The organism is Mobilicoccus caccae (assembly GCF_030161635.1).
Classification (GTDB): Bacteria; Actinomycetota; Actinomycetes; order Actinomycetales; family Dermatophilaceae; genus Mobilicoccus; species Mobilicoccus caccae.
In genome coordinates this window covers 287,877-305,300 of record NZ_BSUO01000001.1, presented here as the reverse complement: position 1 = coordinate 305,300, position 17,424 = coordinate 287,877, and the positions used below count along the sequence as shown (strand labels likewise).

At 69.9% G+C, this 17,424-nt stretch carries 17 protein-coding genes, 1 tRNA gene and 2 pseudogenes; 3 read left to right on the top strand and 17 right to left on the bottom strand.

Annotation, left to right across the window (positions count from 1 at the left end):
• Nucleotides 1–13: 13 nt before the first annotated feature.
• The 3 genes and pseudogenes from QQK49_RS01585 (at nucleotide 14) to QQK49_RS01575 (ending at nucleotide 1,688) form a co-directional block, all read left to right on the top strand.
• A pseudogene (locus QQK49_RS01585) lies at nucleotides 14–963 on the top strand (metallophosphoesterase).
• 48 nt (nucleotides 964–1,011) lie between these two features.
• Nucleotides 1,012–1,088, top strand: a tRNA-Pro gene (locus QQK49_RS01580).
• 135 nt (nucleotides 1,089–1,223) lie between these two features.
• Nucleotides 1,224–1,688 (top strand): rhodanese-like domain-containing protein, encoded by a 465-nt coding sequence (locus tag QQK49_RS01575; RefSeq protein WP_348536041.1) that lies wholly within the window; start codon nucleotides 1,224–1,226, stop codon nucleotides 1,686–1,688.
• 94 nt (nucleotides 1,689–1,782) lie between these two features.
• On the opposite strand, the gene QQK49_RS23115 is transcribed toward QQK49_RS01575, so the two are convergent.
• The 17 genes and pseudogenes from QQK49_RS23115 to QQK49_RS01490 form a co-directional block, all read right to left on the bottom strand.
• Nucleotides 1,783–2,373, bottom strand: a complete 591-nt coding sequence (locus tag QQK49_RS23115; RefSeq protein ID WP_431310505.1) for a flagellar hook-basal body protein — start codon at nucleotides 2,371–2,373, stop codon at nucleotides 1,783–1,785.
• A pseudogene (locus QQK49_RS01565) lies at nucleotides 2,321–2,551 on the bottom strand (flagellar basal body protein); the annotation flags it as partial. The pseudogene QQK49_RS01565 and the gene QQK49_RS23115, both read right to left, overlap by 53 nt.
• A 177-nt stretch (nucleotides 2,552–2,728) precedes the next feature.
• Complete coding sequence (locus QQK49_RS01560) at nucleotides 2,729–3,577, bottom strand: flagellar hook-basal body complex protein (RefSeq protein ID WP_284302359.1); 849 nt, start codon at nucleotides 3,575–3,577, stop codon at nucleotides 2,729–2,731.
• Nucleotides 3,578–3,616: 39 nt separating this feature from the next.
• Nucleotides 3,617–4,402: a flagellar hook assembly protein FlgD gene (locus tag QQK49_RS01555; protein ID WP_284302357.1), complete on the bottom strand. Its 786-nt coding sequence runs from the start codon at nucleotides 4,400–4,402 to the stop codon at nucleotides 3,617–3,619.
• A gap of 12 nt (nucleotides 4,403–4,414) precedes the next feature.
• The gene (locus QQK49_RS01550) at nucleotides 4,415–6,718 is read right to left on the bottom strand and encodes a flagellar hook-length control protein FliK (protein ID WP_284302356.1); all 2,304 of its coding nucleotides are present in this window, start codon (nucleotides 6,716–6,718) and stop codon (nucleotides 4,415–4,417) included.
• Complete coding sequence (locus QQK49_RS01545; RefSeq protein WP_284302354.1) at nucleotides 6,715–8,115, bottom strand: transglycosylase SLT domain-containing protein; 1,401 nt, start codon at nucleotides 8,113–8,115, stop codon at nucleotides 6,715–6,717. Before QQK49_RS01545 ends, QQK49_RS01550 begins: the two co-directional genes overlap by 4 nt.
• Complete coding sequence (locus tag QQK49_RS01540) at nucleotides 8,112–8,543, bottom strand: flagellar FliJ family protein (protein WP_284302353.1); 432 nt, start codon at nucleotides 8,541–8,543, stop codon at nucleotides 8,112–8,114. Before QQK49_RS01540 ends, QQK49_RS01545 begins: the two co-directional genes overlap by 4 nt.
• Nucleotides 8,544–8,550: 7 nt before the next feature.
• On the bottom strand, nucleotides 8,551–9,903 hold the full coding sequence (locus QQK49_RS01535) for a FliI/YscN family ATPase (protein WP_284302352.1): 1,353 nt from the start codon (nucleotides 9,901–9,903) through the stop codon (nucleotides 8,551–8,553).
• Complete coding sequence (locus QQK49_RS01530) at nucleotides 9,900–10,634, bottom strand: FliH/SctL family protein (protein WP_284302351.1); 735 nt, start codon at nucleotides 10,632–10,634, stop codon at nucleotides 9,900–9,902. The genes QQK49_RS01535 and QQK49_RS01530 overlap by 4 nt, the downstream gene beginning before the upstream one ends.
• On the bottom strand, nucleotides 10,627–11,643 hold the full coding sequence (gene fliG, locus QQK49_RS01525; RefSeq protein WP_284302350.1) for a flagellar motor switch protein FliG: 1,017 nt from the start codon (nucleotides 11,641–11,643) through the stop codon (nucleotides 10,627–10,629). Before fliG ends, QQK49_RS01530 begins: the two co-directional genes overlap by 8 nt.
• Nucleotides 11,644–11,680: 37 nt before the next feature.
• Nucleotides 11,681–13,354 (bottom strand): flagellar basal-body MS-ring/collar protein FliF, encoded by a 1,674-nt coding sequence (gene fliF, locus QQK49_RS01520; RefSeq protein WP_284302349.1) that lies wholly within the window; start codon nucleotides 13,352–13,354, stop codon nucleotides 11,681–11,683.
• Entirely contained in the window at nucleotides 13,351–13,875 is a 525-nt protein-coding gene (gene fliE, locus QQK49_RS01515) for a flagellar hook-basal body complex protein FliE (protein ID WP_284302348.1), read from the bottom strand. Before fliE ends, fliF begins: the two co-directional genes overlap by 4 nt.
• Nucleotides 13,872–14,270, bottom strand: coding sequence for a flagellar basal body rod protein FlgC (locus tag QQK49_RS01510; RefSeq protein WP_284302347.1), 399 nt, complete (start codon nucleotides 14,268–14,270; stop codon nucleotides 13,872–13,874). The genes fliE and QQK49_RS01510 overlap by 4 nt, the downstream gene beginning before the upstream one ends.
• Nucleotides 14,271–14,280: 10 nt before the next feature.
• A complete protein-coding gene (locus QQK49_RS01505; RefSeq protein WP_284302346.1) occupies nucleotides 14,281–14,625 on the bottom strand; it encodes a flagellar basal body rod protein FlgB in 345 nt (114 codons plus the stop codon).
• A 332-nt stretch (nucleotides 14,626–14,957) separates the two neighbouring features.
• Nucleotides 14,958–15,776, bottom strand: a complete 819-nt coding sequence (locus QQK49_RS01500; RefSeq protein WP_284302345.1) for a CheR family methyltransferase — start codon at nucleotides 15,774–15,776, stop codon at nucleotides 14,958–14,960.
• Entirely contained in the window at nucleotides 15,773–16,903 is a 1,131-nt protein-coding gene (locus tag QQK49_RS01495; RefSeq protein ID WP_284302344.1) for a protein-glutamate methylesterase/protein-glutamine glutaminase, read from the bottom strand. The genes QQK49_RS01500 and QQK49_RS01495 overlap by 4 nt, the downstream gene beginning before the upstream one ends.
• Nucleotides 16,903–17,268, bottom strand: a complete 366-nt coding sequence (locus tag QQK49_RS01490) for a response regulator (protein ID WP_284302343.1) — start codon at nucleotides 17,266–17,268, stop codon at nucleotides 16,903–16,905. Before QQK49_RS01490 ends, QQK49_RS01495 begins: the two co-directional genes overlap by 1 nt.
• Nucleotides 17,269–17,424: the final 156 nt, after the last annotated feature.

Below are 17,424 nucleotides of genomic sequence, written 5' to 3'. Positions count from 1 at the left end.
AACACTGGCCTCGATGAACACGCTCACGAAAGCCGTTCTCGGCACCGGCCTGGCCGGTGCGGGGGCCGTCGCGTACGGCTCGCTCATCGAACGCAACGCCTTCACCCTGCGCCGCTTCGTGCTGCCGGTGTTGCCCGAGGGCAGCCGCGCGGTCGACATCCTGCACCTGTCGGACATCCACCTCATGCCGTCGCAGAAGCGCAAGCTGGCATGGATCTCCGCTCTCGCCGAGCTCGAGCCCGACGCCGTGGTCAACACGGGCGACAACATCGCCCACCCGCAGTCGATCGAGCCGCTGATGACGGCGCTCGAGCCGTTCCGGGCCTGCCGGGGGCGTTCGTGCTGGGGTCGAACGACTACTTCGCTCCGGGGCGCAAGAACCCGGTCGACTACCTGCTGCGCAAGAAGGCCAAGCCGAAGACGCCGCGGCTGCCGACCGACGTGCTCGTCGCGGAGTTGTCCGGGGCCGGGTGGACGGACCTCACCAACACGCGTGGCCGCATGGCCGTGGGCGGGCTCGATCTGGAGCTGGTGGGCGTCGACGACCCGCACCTGGGGTACGACCGGTACGAGGACGTGGCCGGGCCCGCTGACCCGAGCGCCGATCTGACCGTCGGCATCGTGCACGCGCCGTACACGCGCACGCTCGATGCGATGACGACCGACGGGGCTGGGTTGGTCATCGCCGGCCACACGCACGGCGGGCAGCTCGCGGTGCCGTTCTACGGTGCACTGGTGACCAACTGCGACCTCGACACCAAGCGCGTCAAGGGTGTATCGCGCTGGTGGCCGGGTGCGGGCGGCATCCCCTCGGAGCAGGCGCCGCCGGACGCCGCGTGGATGCACGTCTCCGCCGGTCTGGGCACCTCGCCGTACGCGCCGATCCGGTTCTGCTGCCGCCCGGAGGCGACCCTTCTCACGCTGGTCCCGCGCCCGAGCCCGGCACCCGAGTCGATTCGGTGATCGAGCCTCGCGTCGGCTAAGGTAAGGCGGTCGCTCGCACGCGAGCACCGGGGTGTGGCGCAGCTTGGTAGCGCGCTTCGTTCGGGACGAAGAGGTCGCAGGTTCAAATCCTGTCACCCCGACCAATCGACACACGGCTCCTGACCAGTATGGTCAGGAGCCGTTGTCGTCCCACTCACCGCTCGGGGACGGGTGTCTGCTGCTGTGCGGTCCGCGAGGCGTGGACCTCGGTGGCGGACGTCGCGCCTATCGTCGGGCCTGTGACGGAACGACGCAGGGCGCCCATGGCGCTGCACGAGGTCGTGTCGGTGCAGGACTCCGCCGCTGTGTCCGGGTCGATGGGTCTGCTGGCGAGGGCACGGGCCGGGCTGGATCGGCTCACTCCCGCGCAGGCGTGGGAGGAACGATCACGGGAAGCCGTCATCGTCGACGTGCGCACGGACGCGCAGCGGGCGAGGACCGCCGAGATCCCCGACGCGCTCGTCATCGATCTGACCGTACTGCCCTGGCGGTTGGACCCGACCTTCGCCTACCGCATCCCCGAGGCGAGGAGGTGGGACACCCGATACGTGCTGGTGTGTCGGCACGGGTATTCGTCCTCGTTGGCCGCCTGGAACCTGCGGCAGATGGGGCTGCACCGAGCCACAGACGTCATCGGTGGATTCGAGGCGTGGGTCGCGGACGGGCTCCCCGTCACCACCGATCCACCCGACATCCGGCGCTGACGACCGGCACCCACGCGTCCTCAGACAGCAGGTGAGGGTGAAACAGCGGCGCGTGCGCGACTGTTTCACACCTCACCTGCTGTTTCAGGTGGGTTTAGCGGCGGATCTGGTTCACCGAGTCGGCGAGCTCGTCCATCGTCGAGAGCACCTTGGAGCTGGCGGCGAATCCGCGCTGGGCCAGGATGAGGTTGGTGAGTTCGCGGCCCATGTCGGTGTTGCTCGCCTCGACGACGCCGGAGTAGATCGAGCCGCGGCCGTCGGTGCCGCCCGTGCCGGCGATGGGGGCGCCGGAGGCCTCCGTCTCGCGGAACTCGGTGTTGCCGATGCGGAACAGACCTGCGTCGTTGGTGAAGCGGGCGATCTGGATCGTGCCGAGCACGACCTCCTCGCCGTTCGCACCCCGCGCGGTCACCCGGCCGCTCGGACCGATCGAGTAGCTCGCGGGCGTGGTGGAGGCGTCGGGGATGCGGATGGGTCGGTTGTCGACGCCGAGCACCGCCTTGCCGTCGCCGGCCCGCAGGACACCCGTGGGGTCGAGCGAGAAGCTGCCGTTGCGGGTGTAGGTGCGCCCCCGCCCCCTGGAGGACGAAGTAGCCGGCGCCGCCGATGCCGAGATCGGTCGGCTTGTTCGTCGTGATGAATGCGCCCTGGTGGAACTCGCCGTAGATGGCTCGCGTCCCGACACCCAGACCGAGCATCGCGGGGTTGATGGCCCCGTTCGGCTGCGGCGGCGCCATGTCGTTGGCCCGGGCGATCTTGGACAACGTGTCCTCGAACATCGCCCGGTTGACCTTGTACCCGTCGGTGTTGACGTTCGCGATGTTGTTACCGGTGACGTCGAGGAAGATCTGATGCTGACGCATCCCGGCGATCGCGGAGTCGGCGGCACGGAACATGCAGGGTCCTTATGGCAGAGACGGACGAGAGCGGCCGGCGCGCCCGGAAGAAGGCGCGCCGGCCGGTGACCACCGAAGCGGTCGAGTCGACGTGACAGCGTCGACACAGGGTCTGATGCGACCGGCGAAGAACTAAGAGCCGGATCAGCGCTTCATGTTGATGAGGTCGTTGAGCACCTCGTCGGAGGCCGTGACGACCTTCGAGTTCGCCTGGAAACCACGCTGGGCCATGATCAGGTTGGTGAACTCACCGGCCAGGTCGACGTTGGAGAGTTCGAGGGTGCCGGCGGTGACGAAGCCCATGCCGTTGTCGGCGTCGTTCGGGGCGTACACCAGCGGGTCACCGGAGTTAAGCGTCTGCCGGAACATCGTTCCACCCACGCGATCGAGACCGGCGGGGTTGTTGAACTTGACGAGACCGATCTGACCGATCTGGGTGAGCGCTTCCTCCCCGACTGCCTGACCCATGATCTTGCCATTGGGCGAGATCTGGAAGTTCTGCCAATCCTTCGTGCTGATCTGAATCGGCGCCAGGTCATCCGGTTCGCCCCCGGCTGTGATGTCACCGTCGCCCATGATGCCGAGGACGAAGCTGCCGTCGGACGTGGTCAGGTTGCCATCCTTGTCGAGGCTGAAGGCACCGTTGCGCGTGAAGTACTCGGTCTCGCCCTTGCGCACCGTGAAGAATCCGTCGCCCTGAATGGCGATGTCGGTCGGCACGTTGGTGACCTGCAGACCACCCTGAGTGAAGTTGCCGGAGATCTGTCCGAGGCGAACGCCGAGACCGATCTGGGTGGGGTTGAGACCACCGGAGCCATTGGCGGTGTCCGGCCCTGCCGCGTTGCGCACGACCTGGTTGAGGCTGTCCTCGAAGACGGCGCGGGAGTACTTGTACCCGTGGGTGTTGACGTTCGCGATGTTGTTACCGGTCACGTCGAGGTAGATCTGGTGGTTACGCAGACCGGAGACGGCCGACCACATGGAACGGATCATGAGAGAAGTCCTCCTTCTCGGGCGATGGCCCGAGGTGTCTTAGGCAGGGGTACCGGTGCTTCCGGTGCTGTCGGCAGTGGTGTCACTACCCGGGGTGCCGTCCGTGGCTGTGCCGGTGGGTGCACCGGTGGTGTCCGTGGTGGGTGCGGTGGAGGGAGCCGAACCCGTGTTCGTGTCGCTGGTCGCAGGCGTGGCGTCCGGTGCGGCTGTGGCCGGTGACTTCACCGACTTGACCGATCCGAGCGGAACGTCCGTACCACTCACGAAGAGAATCGGCCCGGCGTCGGAGAACTTGACGGATTCGACGAGTCCTTCGAGCGTCTTGGACGCATCGGCCGGGTCGGCATAGGTGATGGTGGCGCCGATCATCCCGACAGCCGTGGCCATTCGCTGCTCCACGCGCTGTCCGGCGTAGTAGGCCATGAGTTCGTTGTTGCTGGCCTTGAGGTCCTTCGCGGCCTCCGCCATGGCGTTGGCCGAGGTCGTCATCTCGTTGACGCGCTCGAGCATCGCCATCGAGGCGGTCTGCTGCATCATCGCCGTGGTGTCGGCGGGCTTGCTCGGGTCCTGGTAGCGCATCTGCGCGACGAGCAACTTCATGAAGTCGTCGGCGTCGAGAGCCTGGCCGTACTTGCGGTTGATCTGCTGGGCCTGCTTGGTGACCTCTTCGGTGACGTTCGACCGCCACGAGTTGGTCGCCGGGTCCCAGGTCGCCGTGGGGATGGGCAGCTCGAACGTCGACCCGTCCGGCTGCTTGACCGTGTTGGTCGGTGCCGGGGGCGGGGGCGGAGTGCTGTTGGTCGTCGAACCGACAGGTGTGGTCATGGGGTGTCCTCCTCAAAGACGGACATCGAGGTCGCCGTCATCGGACTGGGCAGGGGCGGCGTCGCCGGCAGGGGACGACGCCAGGTTCTCGGTGTTCGGGGCGGCAAGGTCGGGCTCGCCGGGGAATCCGGTGCCGTCGCCGAGTTCCGCGGCGCGACGGGCCTGGGCCTGGGCGTCGACGAGCTGCTGCCAGCCGTCGCCACCGTCGGCGTGACCGCCGGAGTCGACGTCGACCGAGCCGGGTCGCAGGCCCAGATCGGAGAGCTGCTGGCGCAACTGGTCGACGTTGTCGCGCAGGAGTTCACGGGCGGCACCGTCGGCGGCCTGCATCATCACGGCCACCTCACCGCCGCGGATCTCGAGGGTGATCCGCACCCGGCCCAGGTGGGCGGGGGCGAGCTGCAACTGGATTTGGTGGGTGCCGTCCTCGCGGCGCAGCAGCGGCCCGAGGCCCTGCATGATCTGCGCGTGCAGCGGTGCACCGGCAGGGCTCGCCCCGGCGGGTGCGGCCGCCTGCGAGACGACCGGCATCGACGCGGGAGCTGTGAAGCCCCGCTCGGCACCGACCAGAGTCATGTCCTGGCGCGGCATCTCGCGGCCGGAGCCCTGCTGGGACTCCCCGCCACGCCCGCCGCCGAGGTCGGCACGCACGTCGGTGCGGTCCACGCTCGAGCGGTCGCCGGTCGCAGCGGCGCGGTCGACCTCCGACATGCCTTCGGGGGACTCGGACACCGCTGCTGCATCGGTCGCCGCCGGTGTGGCCGCCTCGGCCACGGCGGCGCGACCAGCAGACTCGGTGGCCGGTCGCTGCACGAACTGACGGGGCTCCCCGGCAACACGGGTCTCGGCGGCGTCGGCCGGCAGACCGGCAGCCTGACCCTCGACCTGGACGTCCTCGACCACCACGCCGGGGATCGGCACACCAGCGGCAGCGGCGCCGGCCGGAGTCGGCTGGGCGACGGTCGGCGTCGCGGGCACGGCGGGCACCGGAGCGCCCGCGGCGGGAGCAGCGGCGGCCGACGGCGCAGCAGTCTGCGGCGTGACGCCCGGGGCGACAGGTGCCTGGGCACCCGCGGGCACCCGGCCGGCCGCGCCCTGGTCGAGACCCGCCGCGGTGCGCGTCGCCGCACCGGAGAGGGCGTCGGCGGAGTTCCGTCCGCGCGTGGCCGTGACGGTGTCGGGAGTGCCGTCCGCAGCACCGCCGGAGACAGGAATCTGTGAGCCCACCTGCGGCGATGCGGCTCCCTGGCCGACGACGCCATCGGTGCGTGAGCCCGCCGCAGCAGCAGCGGCACGGTTCGCGCCACCGGCGGCCTCGGCGACGCCCTGCGGCACAGCCGCGGGGCGCACGGTCGCATCGTCGGCGACGGTGGAGGTGTCGCGGCCGGCAGCCGCCGAAGCCACGGCAGGCGTGCCGAAGGCGGCGCCGCGCAGTGCGGCCTCGCCCTCGGTGGTCGTCTCCGAGGCACCTGCGGGAGCGGCCTGCGCGCTCTGCGCGGCAGCGGGCTGCGATCCGGCGACTCGTCCGAACGCCTGCCCGGCAGCGGCCTCGGCGGGCGCACTCGGCACGGTCGGGACCGTCGCAGTCGCGGCACCCGTAGAACGCCCCTGGGCCCCGGCCGCCGAGACGCCCGGCGCCGCGGTCGGCACGTCGGCGTCGGCCTCACCGGTCGCGGTGGAGGATCCGGCGATGGCAGCGGTCGCGGAGGCCGCGGCTCCCGCGGCGGTCTCGGCGGCGACGATCGCGGCCGAGCTGAGCGCACGGTCCAGCGGCGCGACGTCGCTTGTGCCGCCGGCAGCGGCATCGACGTCGGCCACGTCAGCGGCCTCGTCGACACCGGCAGAGGGAACTGCGGTCACGGGCACCGAGGCATCCGTGCCCGCGAGCGCGTCGTCGCCTGCTGTCGCGGCCGCGTTCGCAGCGGGCACCGCCGCCTGGCCCAGCAGCGTCTCGGACGTGCGGCGCACGTCGCCGTCGACCAGACCGGCGGCGAGGCCGAGCGCCTGGTGCCACAGGCCACGTTCGGTGAGCCGCGCGAACGCCGTCTGCGCGGCGAGCGACTTCGGCTCTCCCGTGGATGAATCGGTCGACATCGACGCCGAACCCGAACCCGACCCCGACCCACCGGCCGAAGACCCGCCGCCCTGCCCACCGACTCCGGCTCCGGCCGTGTCGGCGGCCTGGCCGCGCGGGCCCTTGGACGCGGTGTTCATCGCCTCGAAGAACCCCTCGACGGGGGTGCCTCCGGTGCGGCCGCCGTCGGCGGTGGCGCGCCCGTAGCGGGTGCGGGTGACGTCGGGAACGAGTTCGGTCATGCTGCCATCCCCTGGAGTCCGGCCATGATCTTGCGGACGTAGTTCTGGGTCTCCCGGAACGGCGGGATGCCGTCGTACTTGCGCACGGCACCGGGGCCGGCGTTGTAGGCGGCCAGTGCGAGCTCGGTCGAGCCGAAGGTCCGCAGGTGCGAGCGCAGCAGCTTGGCAGCGCCGTCGACAGCCTGCGCGGGGTCGAAGGCGTTCGTGACGCCGAGGCCACGGGCGGTGCCGGGCATGATCTGCATGAGCCCCTGGGCGCCGGCGCGGCTGACCGCGTTGGGCTTGAAGTTGCTCTCCTGCTTGGCGACGGCTGCGAGCAGCGTCGCGGGCACGCCGTACTTGCGCTCGGCGGCCTCGAACAGCTCACGGAAGCGCGACGGGGCCTGGTTGAGCGCGGTGGTGCCCACGGCGTCCGGCGCGAGGCCACCCGCCCGGCGGGTGACGGCCGACGTGGCGGTCGGGCCCATGCTCGCGGCGGCCACGACTTCGGCGGCCGAGGAGCCGAGACCGGCGATGGCCGCCTGCACTGCGGCCTGCGGGTTCTCCACGTCGGAGCCCACCAGGCTCTGCGAGACGGCCGCGGCGACGGCCTCCTGCCACGTGGCCGTGTCCGCACCATTGACCGCGGTGCTCATGGCGGCGTTGCGCAGCGTCGTGGCCAGCTTGGCCGTGTCGACGCCGGGGGCCGGCAGCGGCGAGGTGGCCGCGGGCGTCGTCGAGGCCGGCTGGGCGGTCGCGCCCGGGGCCTCCTCGGGCAGGACCCGGCGGATGGCGGTGATGTTCTTGTGGACGTTGCTGATCTTGACGACGTCGCCGGTGCGCGGGGCGTGGATCATCTTGCCGTCGCCCACGTAGATGCCGATGTGGCTGACCGGGCTGTTGAACGCCACGAGGTCACCGGGCTTGGCCTGGGCGAGGGATTCCACCTTCGAGCCCTGGCGTGCCTGGTCGCGCGAGACGCGCGGCAGGGAGATCCCGTGCTGCTTGAACACGAGTTGCACGAAGCCCGAGCAGTCGAGGCCGACCTTCGGGTTGGTGCCGCCCCACTTGTAGGGGATGCCGAGGTACTTCTTGGCGGTGGCCAGCACGGCGTCGGCGTCCTTGAGCCCGCCGGAGGACGTCGCCGGAGCAGACTCCGCCCGCGTCGCCGCGGCGCCGGCGCTGGACCGGCCGGCAGCGGTGGGCGCGTTCTGCGCGTGCGAGGTCGCCGCGTCGGCGGAGGGCTGTGCGGTCGCCGACTGACTGCGGGCACGGGTCATCGCGTCGCCGAACGACCCGTTCGTGGCCGTCGCCGACGTCGCCGTGGCCGTCGCAGGGGCGGCCTTCGGTCCGAAGAGCGACTGGATCTGCGCGACCCTCGACTGGGCGGCCGCCAGGCCGCTCGCCTCGATCGTCATCGACGTCCTTTCTTTTTCCTCGACGCACTCTCTTCGGCCGCCCGCTGGTCGGCATCGAGCATTTCGCGAAACCGCTCTTCACGGGCCCGATCGACGAGCCGCTCGAGTCCCTGGGTGCGCATCGCGGCCTCCTGGAGCAGCGTCCGCGCGGACTCCAGTTGTTCGTATGCCGATTCGTTCGCCTGCCTCGCCTGGGTGACGGATGCGGCGGCGGCCTCGGCCGACTCCTGATGTCGACGGAAATCCCTCAGTGCCGTCTCAGCATCCGGAGGCCGCACGAGGTCGGGGTAGGCCGCCTCGCGGCTCTCGAGCGTGGCCTGCGCGGCCCGCTGCGCGTGGGAGGCGCTCGCCATCTCGGCCTTCGCCTTGTCCTCCTCGATGCGCCTGACCCGCAGCAACGTGTCGTAGGGCGTCGTGAACTTCGCCACGGCCGGTTCAGCCCGACTCGGCGATGCGGTTCAGCGATTCCCACGCCTGGGGTGCGGGGGTGAGGTCCTCCATGTCCTGGCGCAGGAACGCGTCGATGTCGGCCGACTGCGCGAGGGCCCGGTCGACCTGCGGGTTGCTGCCGGCGACGTAGGCGCCGATGTCGATGAGGTCCTTGGCGTCGCGGCGCGCTGCGAGCAGGCCGCGCAGCAGGGTGGCGTCGGCGCGCTGGTCCCTCGTCGTCACGGCGTTGTTGACACGCGAGATCGACTCGAGCACGTCGATGGCCGGGAAGTGGCCCTGCGTGGCGAGTTTGCGCGACAGCACGATGTGTCCGTCGAGGATCGACCGCACGTTGTCGGCGATGGGGTCGTTGAGGTCGTCGCCGTCGACGAGGACCGTGTACAGGGCCGTGATCGACCCGTCCTTGGACATGCCGGCCCGTTCGAGCAGCCGCGGCATGAGCCCGAACACGCTCGGCGGGTAGCCGCGGGTGGCGGGCGGTTCGCCGGCGGCGAGGCCGACCTCGCGCTGGGCCATCGCGACTCGGGTGACCGAGTCCATGCAGAGGATGACGTCCTGGCCCTGGTCGCGGAACCACTCCGCGATCCGGGTGGCCGTGAACGCCGCCCGCAGACGCACCAGGGAGGGTTCGTCGGAGGTCGCCACGACGACGACGGACCGCTTCATGCCCTCGGGTCCGAGGTCGCCCTCGATGAATTCGCGGACCTCACGGCCGCGTTCGCCGACCAGGGCCAGCACCGAGACCGGCGCCTCGGTGCCGCGGACGATCATCGAGAGCAGGCTCGACTTGCCGACACCGGAGCCCGCGAAGATGCCCATGCGCTGGCCGCGCCCGGCCGGCACGAGCGTGTCAATGGCGCGGACGCCGAGCGGCATCGGGTCGGTGATGCGTTCGCGTTCCATCGCCGGGGGCGGCGTGCCGTCCGAGCTGGTCAACGTGACGTTGGTCAGCGGTGGGCCGCCGTCCATCGGGCGTCCGAGGGCGTCGACGACGCGTCCGAGCAGCCCCGCACCCACGGGGACCTGCAGCGGAGCGCCCGTGGAGAGCACGGGGTTGCCGGCGCGCACGCCGCGCAGGTCCGAGACCGGCATGCACGAGGCGTACCCGTCGTGGAGGGCGACGACCTCGGTCATGATCGGGCCGTGGTCGCCGATGATGCGCACGGCCTCGCCGATCCCCAGCTCCAGGCCGGCGATCTCGATGGACAGACCGACGGCGCTGACGACCTTGCCCTTGGCCAGCGGCGTGGCGGCCTGGCGCACCTGCCGGGCGAGGTCGGCGTAGACTCCGGAGAGCACGACGTGGCGTCCGGCCCGTTGGGACGAGTCGACGGTCATCGGCCGAGCGCCTCGTTGACGCGCGCGAGGGCGCCGGAGATGCTCGCCTCGACCTCGAGGTTGTCGGCCAGGGCGATCGCGTCGCCGCGGGCCACGCTCGGGTCGGGGATGACCTGCGCGACGGTCCAGTCGGTGATGTCGCCGGTGATGGCCTCGACCTCGGCGAGGTCGGCCGGGTTCATCCGCAGGCTGACCCGCACGCGCCGCGGCACCTGCCCCAGCGCACGCATGACGGCGTCGCGGGCCGTGCAGTCCCCCACCGCCAGGTGGTGGCCGATCACGGCCGCGGCGATCTCCGCCGACAGGCCGCTGATGACCTCCTGCATCTCGGCGATCGCCGGAGCCTGGTAGTCCAGCGCGGAGGCGATGGCGGTCTCGACGGCGATGAGCAGCTCACCGAGCCGCTCCTTGCGGGAGGCACGCTCCCGCGCGTCCTCCTCGGCGAACTCGGCCTGCTGCTGCGCCAGGAGTTCCAGCCCCTCGGCGCGGCCGACCTCGAACCCGGCCCGACGCCCGGCCTCGTACCCCTCCTTGCGTGCCTCCTCCCGTGCCTCCTCGACGAGCTGCGCGAGATAGGGGTCCACGAGGCGGGGGTCGGCGATACCGACCGGCGCGAACTCGGTCGTCGTCAGGTCCGACCCCATCCGCGCGGGACGGGACACGTCGTCCTCGACCGCCCGGATGACGTAGCTCGGGCGGACCGGGGTGTGCTGACGGCGGGCGCTAGGCAACGAACTCGTCACCGCCGCCGCGGGCCACGACGATCTCGCCGGCCTCCTCGAGCATCCGGATCTGGCGGATGACGACGGCCTGCGCCTCCTCGACCTGCTTGAGGCGCACGGGCCCGAGGATGCTGATCTCGTCGGCGAGGGCGAGCGCGGCACGCTCGGACATGTTGCGGGTGATCTTCTCGCGGACGTCCTCGCGCACACCCTTGAGGGCGACGGCGAGGTCCTTGGAGTCGACCTTGCGCAGCACGACCTGCACGGCGCGGTCCTCCAGGCCGACGATGTCCTCGAACATGAACATCTGCGCGCGGACCTGCTCGGCCAGTTCGAGATCCCGCTTCTCCAGGCCCTCGAGGATGAGGCGCTCGGTGGTGCGGTCGGACTGGTTGATGATCTCGACCAACGGCTTCAGGCCGCCGACCTTGGTCGAGTCCGACGCCTGCACGAGCGTGGACAGTCGCCGCTCGAGGTGCGCCTCGACCTGCTTGACGATCTCCGGGGACGTGCGGTCCATGATCGCCAGGCGGTGCGCGACCTCGGCCTGCATGTCGGGGGTCAGACCCGAGAGGATGATCGCGGCCTGCTCGGACTGCATGTGCGCGAGCACCAGCGTGATCGTCTGCGGGTGCTCGTCGGCGAGGTAGTTGAGGATGAGCTTGGCGTCGACCCGTCGGAGGAACTCGAACGGCAGCTCCACCAGCGAGGCGGTCAGGCGGTCCATGACCTCCTGCGCCTTCTCCTTGCCCATGGTCGCGACGAGGATCTCCTCGGCGAACCCGACACCGCCCTGCACGTAGTACTGGCGGGCCTTGGCGACCTGGCGGAACTCCTCGAGGACCTCGTCCAGGATCTCGACGTCGACGTCCTCCAGGCGCGCGATCTCGGCCGTGAGGGCCTCGACCTCGTGCTCGGGGAGGGTCTTGAGGATCGAGGCGGAGGCGTCCCGCCCGAGCTGGACCAGCAGGATGGCGGCCTTGCGCAGCCCGGTGAGGTGAGGGGCGACCGTACTCATGACATCTCTTTCTCACGCACATCGGACGCAGGACGCCTCAGGGGCGCCGGGCCGGCGAAGGGGGCATGGAGTTCACGTCACTTCCTCTCCGCGATCCAGCCGCGCAGCAACCGCGCGACCTCGTCGGGGTTCTCGGAGGCGAGTGCCGAGATCTCGGCGCGAGCCTGGCTGCGCGCCTCGGACTGCGGGTCGACCGGGGTGGCCTCGATGACCGGCATCTCGTCGTCCTCCAACGCGTACTCCGAGGGGGCGGCGGGAGCTCGGGCAGACCCTGCGGGGGCAGGATGCTCTCGGTCTCGACGGAGGCGAGGTCGCCCATCTCGACCGTGCGGGTCTTCTTGCGGCTCTTGCGGAACCCGATGAGCAGGGCCAGCAGGAGCAGGAGCGCGAGACCGATGTTCTTGGCGAGCTCGATGAGTTCGTCCTGACGCTGCTGCTCGGCGGCGGCCTGTGCTGCGGCCTCGGCGGCGGCGGCGGCCTGGGTGTCGAACGGCATGCGGCTGACCTTGACGACGTCGCCACGGTCGGCGTCGATACCGGCGGCGGCGGCGACGAGCTCGTTCATCTCTGTCTGGTTGATCGCGGCCGACTTGCCCGAGTCGAGCATGACGGCCACGGTCATCCGGGCCAGTCGACCGGGCGCCTGCTCGGTCTCGGTGACGCGGGTTCCCACGGGGTTCTGCACCTTGCGCTTCTCGGTGTCGTACTCCTGGTTGGTCTGACCCGCGTTGGCGTTGGGCACGGTGATGTTGTCCGGGCCGAGGACGCCACCGACGGGGGTCTGACCGTTGCCGCGCAGGCGTTCGGTCTCGATGTCCTCCTGCACGGGCACGGCACCGGGCTGCGCCGGGATGTACTCGTTGGACTGGATCCGCGTGTTGTCGAAGTTCAGGTCGGCCGTGACGGTGACCGAGGAGTTGCCCGGGCCGACGGCCTTGTCGAGCATCGCCTGGATCTTCTGCTGGGCCGTGAGCGACATCGTCTGGGCCTGGGCCGCGCGCTGGTCGCCGATCGAGCTGGCGGCGCCGCCGGTCCCGGTGGCCGACAGCAGCTTTCCGGTGCTGTCGGTGACCGTGACGTTACCGGCGGTCATCTTCGGCACGGCGCTGCTGACCAGGTGCACGATGGCCTCGACCTGGCCGGCGTCGAGCTGGCTCTGCGGCTTGGGCGAGACGAGCACCGACGCGGTGGTCGGGGTGCGCTCGGCGGTGAAGACCTCCTCCTCGGGCAGCGCGAGCTGCACGGTGGCCTTCTGCACGACGTCCATGCTCTCGATGGCCTTCTGCAGCTCACCCTCGGCGGCGCGCTTGGCGGCCATCTTCTGCTGGAAGTCGGAGGAGGCGAAGTTCTGCTCGTCCAGGAGCGTGTACCCCTGGCTGTTCTCGGTGTTCTTGGGCAGCCCGGCCGCGGCCAGGTCGATGCGGGTCTTGGCGACCTGCTCGGCCGGCACGAGCACGGTGGTGCCGCCCTCGCCGAGCTCGTACTTGGTGCCGACTTCGTCGAGCTTGGCGGTGACCGCACCGGCGTCGGTGGCCGAGAGGTTGCTGAACACCGGCGTCATCGTCGGCGCGCTGGCCCACTGGATGAACGCGAAACCACCGACGAGGGCGACGACGAGCGCGATGATCGTCACCGCGCGCTGACCGGGGGTGAACGAGCCGAAGGTCTGCTTCGAGGAGGAGAAGACGGAGGTGATCTTGCTCTTGTTCACAGTTGCATCCGGATGATCTCGTTGAACGCCTGGACCGCCTTGTCACGGACGGTGACGGCGAGCTGCGTGGCCACGCCCGACTCCTGCGCGGCGATCGTGTACTCGTGGATGTCCCGCAGGTCACCCGTCGCGGCGGCCACCGCCAGCTTGTCGCTGCGCGTGTGCAGGCCCGACAACTGCCCGAGCTTCTCCGAGACGTACCCGCTCATGCCGGAGTTCGCCGCGTTCTGTGCGTTGACCGGCGCCGTCACGGCCTGCACTCCGCCGAGGTTGTTCACGCGGGTGCCGGAGGCATCGGTGACGGCAGTGGTGACGTTCGGTGCAGCCGCCGGCGACGCGGCCGGCCCGAAGGCGGCGATGCGGTCGGCGAGAACCTGACCGAACGTCGTCACACCTCCGCCGGAGCCACCCAGGTCGAGCTGGGTGCGCGGCGGGGTCGCCGAGACGCCGTAGGCGGGGTTGATGCCGAATCCGGGGGTCACGCCGAATCCGAACGAGGGGCTGATGGGGGCGATGCTCATCTACCGATTCCGATCGCTGCTTCGTAGGCCGCCTTCGTGCGTTCGACGACGGCGAGGTTGGCCTGATAGGCGCGCTGAGCCTGCATGAGCTGCGCCATCTGGTCAGACAGATTGATGTCGGGGACGCGCACCTGCCCGCGCGCGTCGGCCAGGGGGTGATCGGGCATGTCGACGACACGGCCCTCCGGGTTGCCCCACATGTTTCCCGCCACGTAGGCACCGGCGGGCTTGCCGTAGTCGGCGGCACGGGCCACGACGTAACGGGCCTGGAACGCGGCCTCGTCCGTGCGGCTCACGTTGTTCATGTTCGTGATGTTGTCGCTGATGGCGTCGAGCCACTTGCGGTTGGTCGTGAGACCGGAGTTGGAGATGTTCATCGCGTCGAACATGCTCATGACGTCCCCCTCAGCCCTGACCGCTACCGGTGATGGCCGTGCGCAGGCCCTTGTACTTGTTCGTCAGCGCCTGTGCGACGAGCTGCTGGGTGAGCAGGGTCTCCTGACCCGCCACCGCTTCCTCGTCGAGGTTGACGTTGCTGCCGTTGGTCCGCGTCGGCTCGAGCGAACGGGAGGTGGCGATGTCCATGCCGGTCGGGTCGGTGCCCGCGGCGTACGCCTTCTTCAGGACCGACTCGAAGTCGACCTTGCCGGCGAGGAAGCCGGGTGTGTCGATGTTCGCGAGGTTGTCGCTGATCGTGCGCGAACGCATCGACAGACCGGTCATGGCCTCGCTCAGCGTGCGAATGGTCATGTCGCCGATGAGAAAACTCATTGGGCTCCCCCTGGGATGGCGTTGTCGAGGACGTGGCAGGCGCCCTCGTTGTCGTCTCTTCCGTGGTGACCGACGGCCCTCCATGGCCACAGACTCAATCGACACCGGTGCGGGTGTCCTGAGTGGTCGGAGCCGCCGAATAGCCGTCTGACCTGCATGGATGCAACAGCGGGGCCGGCGTGGAACACGATCGGTCAACCGCCTGAACCGGCTTGTCGAGCACCGTGATTCGCCCCCGCCTCTCACGCCGGCACCCCGGTGGGACGAGGTCCCCCGGGGTGCCGGAACGATTCACGTGCGGGCTTTGCGCATCACCGCGGGCGGTACACCGCCGCCCGGCCGATGGTCTGCCGCTCCCAGCCCTCGTCGACGTTCATCGTCGTCTCGGCGCCGCCGAGGAAGAGGTAGCCGTCGGGCCGCAGCGCCTTCTTGACCTGCTTCAGGATCGCGCGCTTGGTCTCCACGTCGAAGTAGATGAGGACGTTGCGCAGGAACACGATGTCCATCGGCGGCATCGGCGGGAACGGCTCGGCGAGGTTGAGGAACTTCGTCTCGATCATCGACCGCAGTCGTGGATCCACCTGGTAGTTCATGCCGTGCCGGGCGAAGTACCGCACGAGCAGCGGCGCGGGGAGTCCGCGGTTGATCTCGAACTGGTTGTAGATGCCCTCCTTGGTGCGGTTGAGCATCTTGGAGTCGATGTCGGTCGCGAGCAGCCGCACGCGCCAGCTCGGGTCGGCACCGATGAGCTCCTGGATGAGCATGGCGATCGTGTACGGCTCCTGCCCGGAGCTGCACGCCGCGCACCAGATGTTGAGCGACCGCTCACGGCCGCGCTCCACCAGCAGGTCGGGCAGGATCGTGTTCGACAGGGCCATGAACGGGTGGCCGTCCCTGAAGAAGGACGTCTCGTTCGTGGTCATCGCCTCGACGACCGCGTCACGGACCGGCCCGTTGGGGTTGGCCCGCAACTGACGCACCAGGTCGGTCACCGACTCGTCGCCGCGCTCGCGGGCGAGGGTCACGAGACGCGACTCGATCAGGTATTCCTTGCTCCGGTCCAGCACGATCGCCGACCGCGCCCGGACGACCTGACTGATGAAGTCGACGTCGGATCCGGAAAGGCTCATGCTCGCCCGCTCCTCGAAGTGGCGCCCCGGCCCGAGACGGTCCGAGACGTGATGGCCTCACCCAGTCCGGACAAGGGAATGAGGTCGCACGGCAGGCCTGCGGCGACCGCGGCCCCCGGCATGCCCCACACGACGGAGCTCCCCTCGTCCTGGACGATGAGTCGCCCGCCGGCGCGAATGATCGGTTCGGCACCGCGGTGCCCGTCCTGACCCATTCCGGTCATGATGACCGACAACACGTTGCCGCCGTAGATCTCGGCGACCGAGCGGAACATGGGGTCCACGGCCGGGCGGCAGTAGTTCTCCTGCGGTCCTTGGTCGAGCACGGCCTGGACTCCCTGGGCGCCGCGCTTGAAGCGCATGTGCCAGTCGCCGGGCGCGATGAGGACCTTGCCGGGGGTGAGCAGTTCGCCCTGGGATGCCTCGACCACGTGCAGCGCGGACTTGCCGTCGAGCCGCTGCGCGAACAGTTGCGTGAACACCGGCGGCATGTGCTGAGTGATGACGATCGGCACGGGAAAGTTGCCCGGCAGCGACGGGATGACCGTCGTCAGCGCGTCGGGCCCACCGGTGGAGATCCCGATGGCGACCACGTCGACCTTGCCCGTGGGGGTGCCGGCGGTGACCGGACCCGAGGGGCCGCCGGGGGCCGGTGCGCCCGCGGGCGGTTCGCCACCGAAGGCCGGACGTGCACGGCGCGGCGGCATGGGCGCGCGTCCGGTGAGCGACTTGATCTTGGGGATGAGCTGGCTGCGCACGGCCTCCATCGACTCGCTCACCGAGCCGACGTTGGCGGGCTTGGTCACGTAGTCGCTGGCCCCGCGCTCGAGGGCGTCGAGGGTGGCGCCGGCTCCACGCTCGGTCAGCGTGGAGAACATGATGATGGGCAGCTTCTTGTTGAGCTTGCGCACCTCGACCAGGGTCTGCAGGCCGTCCATGACCGGCATCTCGACGTCGAGCGTCATGACGTCCGGCTTGAGCATCGGCAGCTTGTCGAGGGCGTTCTTGCCGTTGACGGCGGTGCCGACGACCTCGATCTCGGCGTCGGTCTTGAGCACGTCGGTGATGAGCCGACGGATCACGATGGAGTCGTCGCAGATGAGGACGCGGATCTTCTGCCCGGCCATCAGAGCAGTCCCAGCATCGCCAGCTTGTCCTCGATGACCTCGGGCGTGAACGGCTTGATGACGTACTCGTGGGCACCGGCGGCCAGGGCGCGCACGATGTTGGCCTGCTCGGCCTCGGTCGTGACCATCATCAGCGTGATGTCGCGCCACTCGCGGTTCTTGCGGACCTCGACGATGAACTCCAACCCGTTCATCACGGGCATGTTCCAGTCGATCAGGCAGACGTCCGGCAGGGGACCACGCTGGACGGCCTCGACCGCCTGCTGTCCATCGACGACCGCCTCGACCTCGAATCCGAGATTCTCCATCGTCCGGGTCAGGATCGTGCGCATCGCACGCGAGTCGTCGATCACCAGTGCACGCATTGTTGTCCTCGCTGCTCGGGAAGGGACCCGGTGAGGGTCACGGCCGCCGACACGTCGGCGACCGGGGAACTTCGACCCCTCGACGACGTCGGGGGCCCACACCCACTCATCGGCGAAGGCGATGTGTTCTCAAGCGGTCCCACTCAACTGGGCCGA

Bases quoted from the DNA above. Each gene is read 5' to 3' on its own strand.
- QQK49_RS01560 (WP_284302359.1), bottom strand. From the start codon at position 3,577: ATGATCCGTTCCATGTGGTCGGCCGTCTCCGGTCTGCGTAACCACCAG.
- QQK49_RS01555 (WP_284302357.1), bottom strand. From the start codon at position 4,402: ATGACCACACCTGTCGGTTCGACGACCAACAGCACTCCGCCCCCGCCC.
- QQK49_RS01550 (WP_284302356.1), bottom strand. From the start codon at position 6,718: ATGACCGAACTCGTTCCCGACGTCACCCGCACCCGCTACGGGCGCGCC.
- QQK49_RS01545 (WP_284302354.1), bottom strand. From the start codon at position 8,115: ATGACGATCGAGGCGAGCGGCCTGGCGGCCGCCCAGTCGAGGGTCGCG.
- QQK49_RS01535 (WP_284302352.1), bottom strand. From the start codon at position 9,903: ATGACCGTCGACTCGTCCCAACGGGCCGGACGCCACGTCGTGCTCTCC.
- fliG (WP_284302350.1), bottom strand. From the start codon at position 11,643: ATGAGTACGGTCGCCCCTCACCTCACCGGGCTGCGCAAGGCCGCCATC.
- fliE (WP_284302348.1), bottom strand. From the start codon at position 13,875: ATGAGCATCGCCCCCATCAGCCCCTCGTTCGGATTCGGCGTGACCCCC.
- QQK49_RS01510 (WP_284302347.1), bottom strand. From the start codon at position 14,270: ATGAGCATGTTCGACGCGATGAACATCTCCAACTCCGGTCTCACGACC.
- QQK49_RS01505 (WP_284302346.1), bottom strand. From the start codon at position 14,625: ATGACCATTCGCACGCTGAGCGAGGCCATGACCGGTCTGTCGATGCGT.
- QQK49_RS01500 (WP_284302345.1), bottom strand. From the start codon at position 15,776: ATGAGCCTTTCCGGATCCGACGTCGACTTCATCAGTCAGGTCGTCCGG.
- QQK49_RS01495 (WP_284302344.1), bottom strand. From the start codon at position 16,903: ATGGCCGGGCAGAAGATCCGCGTCCTCATCTGCGACGACTCCATCGTG.
- QQK49_RS01490 (WP_284302343.1), bottom strand. From the start codon at position 17,268: ATGCGTGCACTGGTGATCGACGACTCGCGTGCGATGCGCACGATCCTG.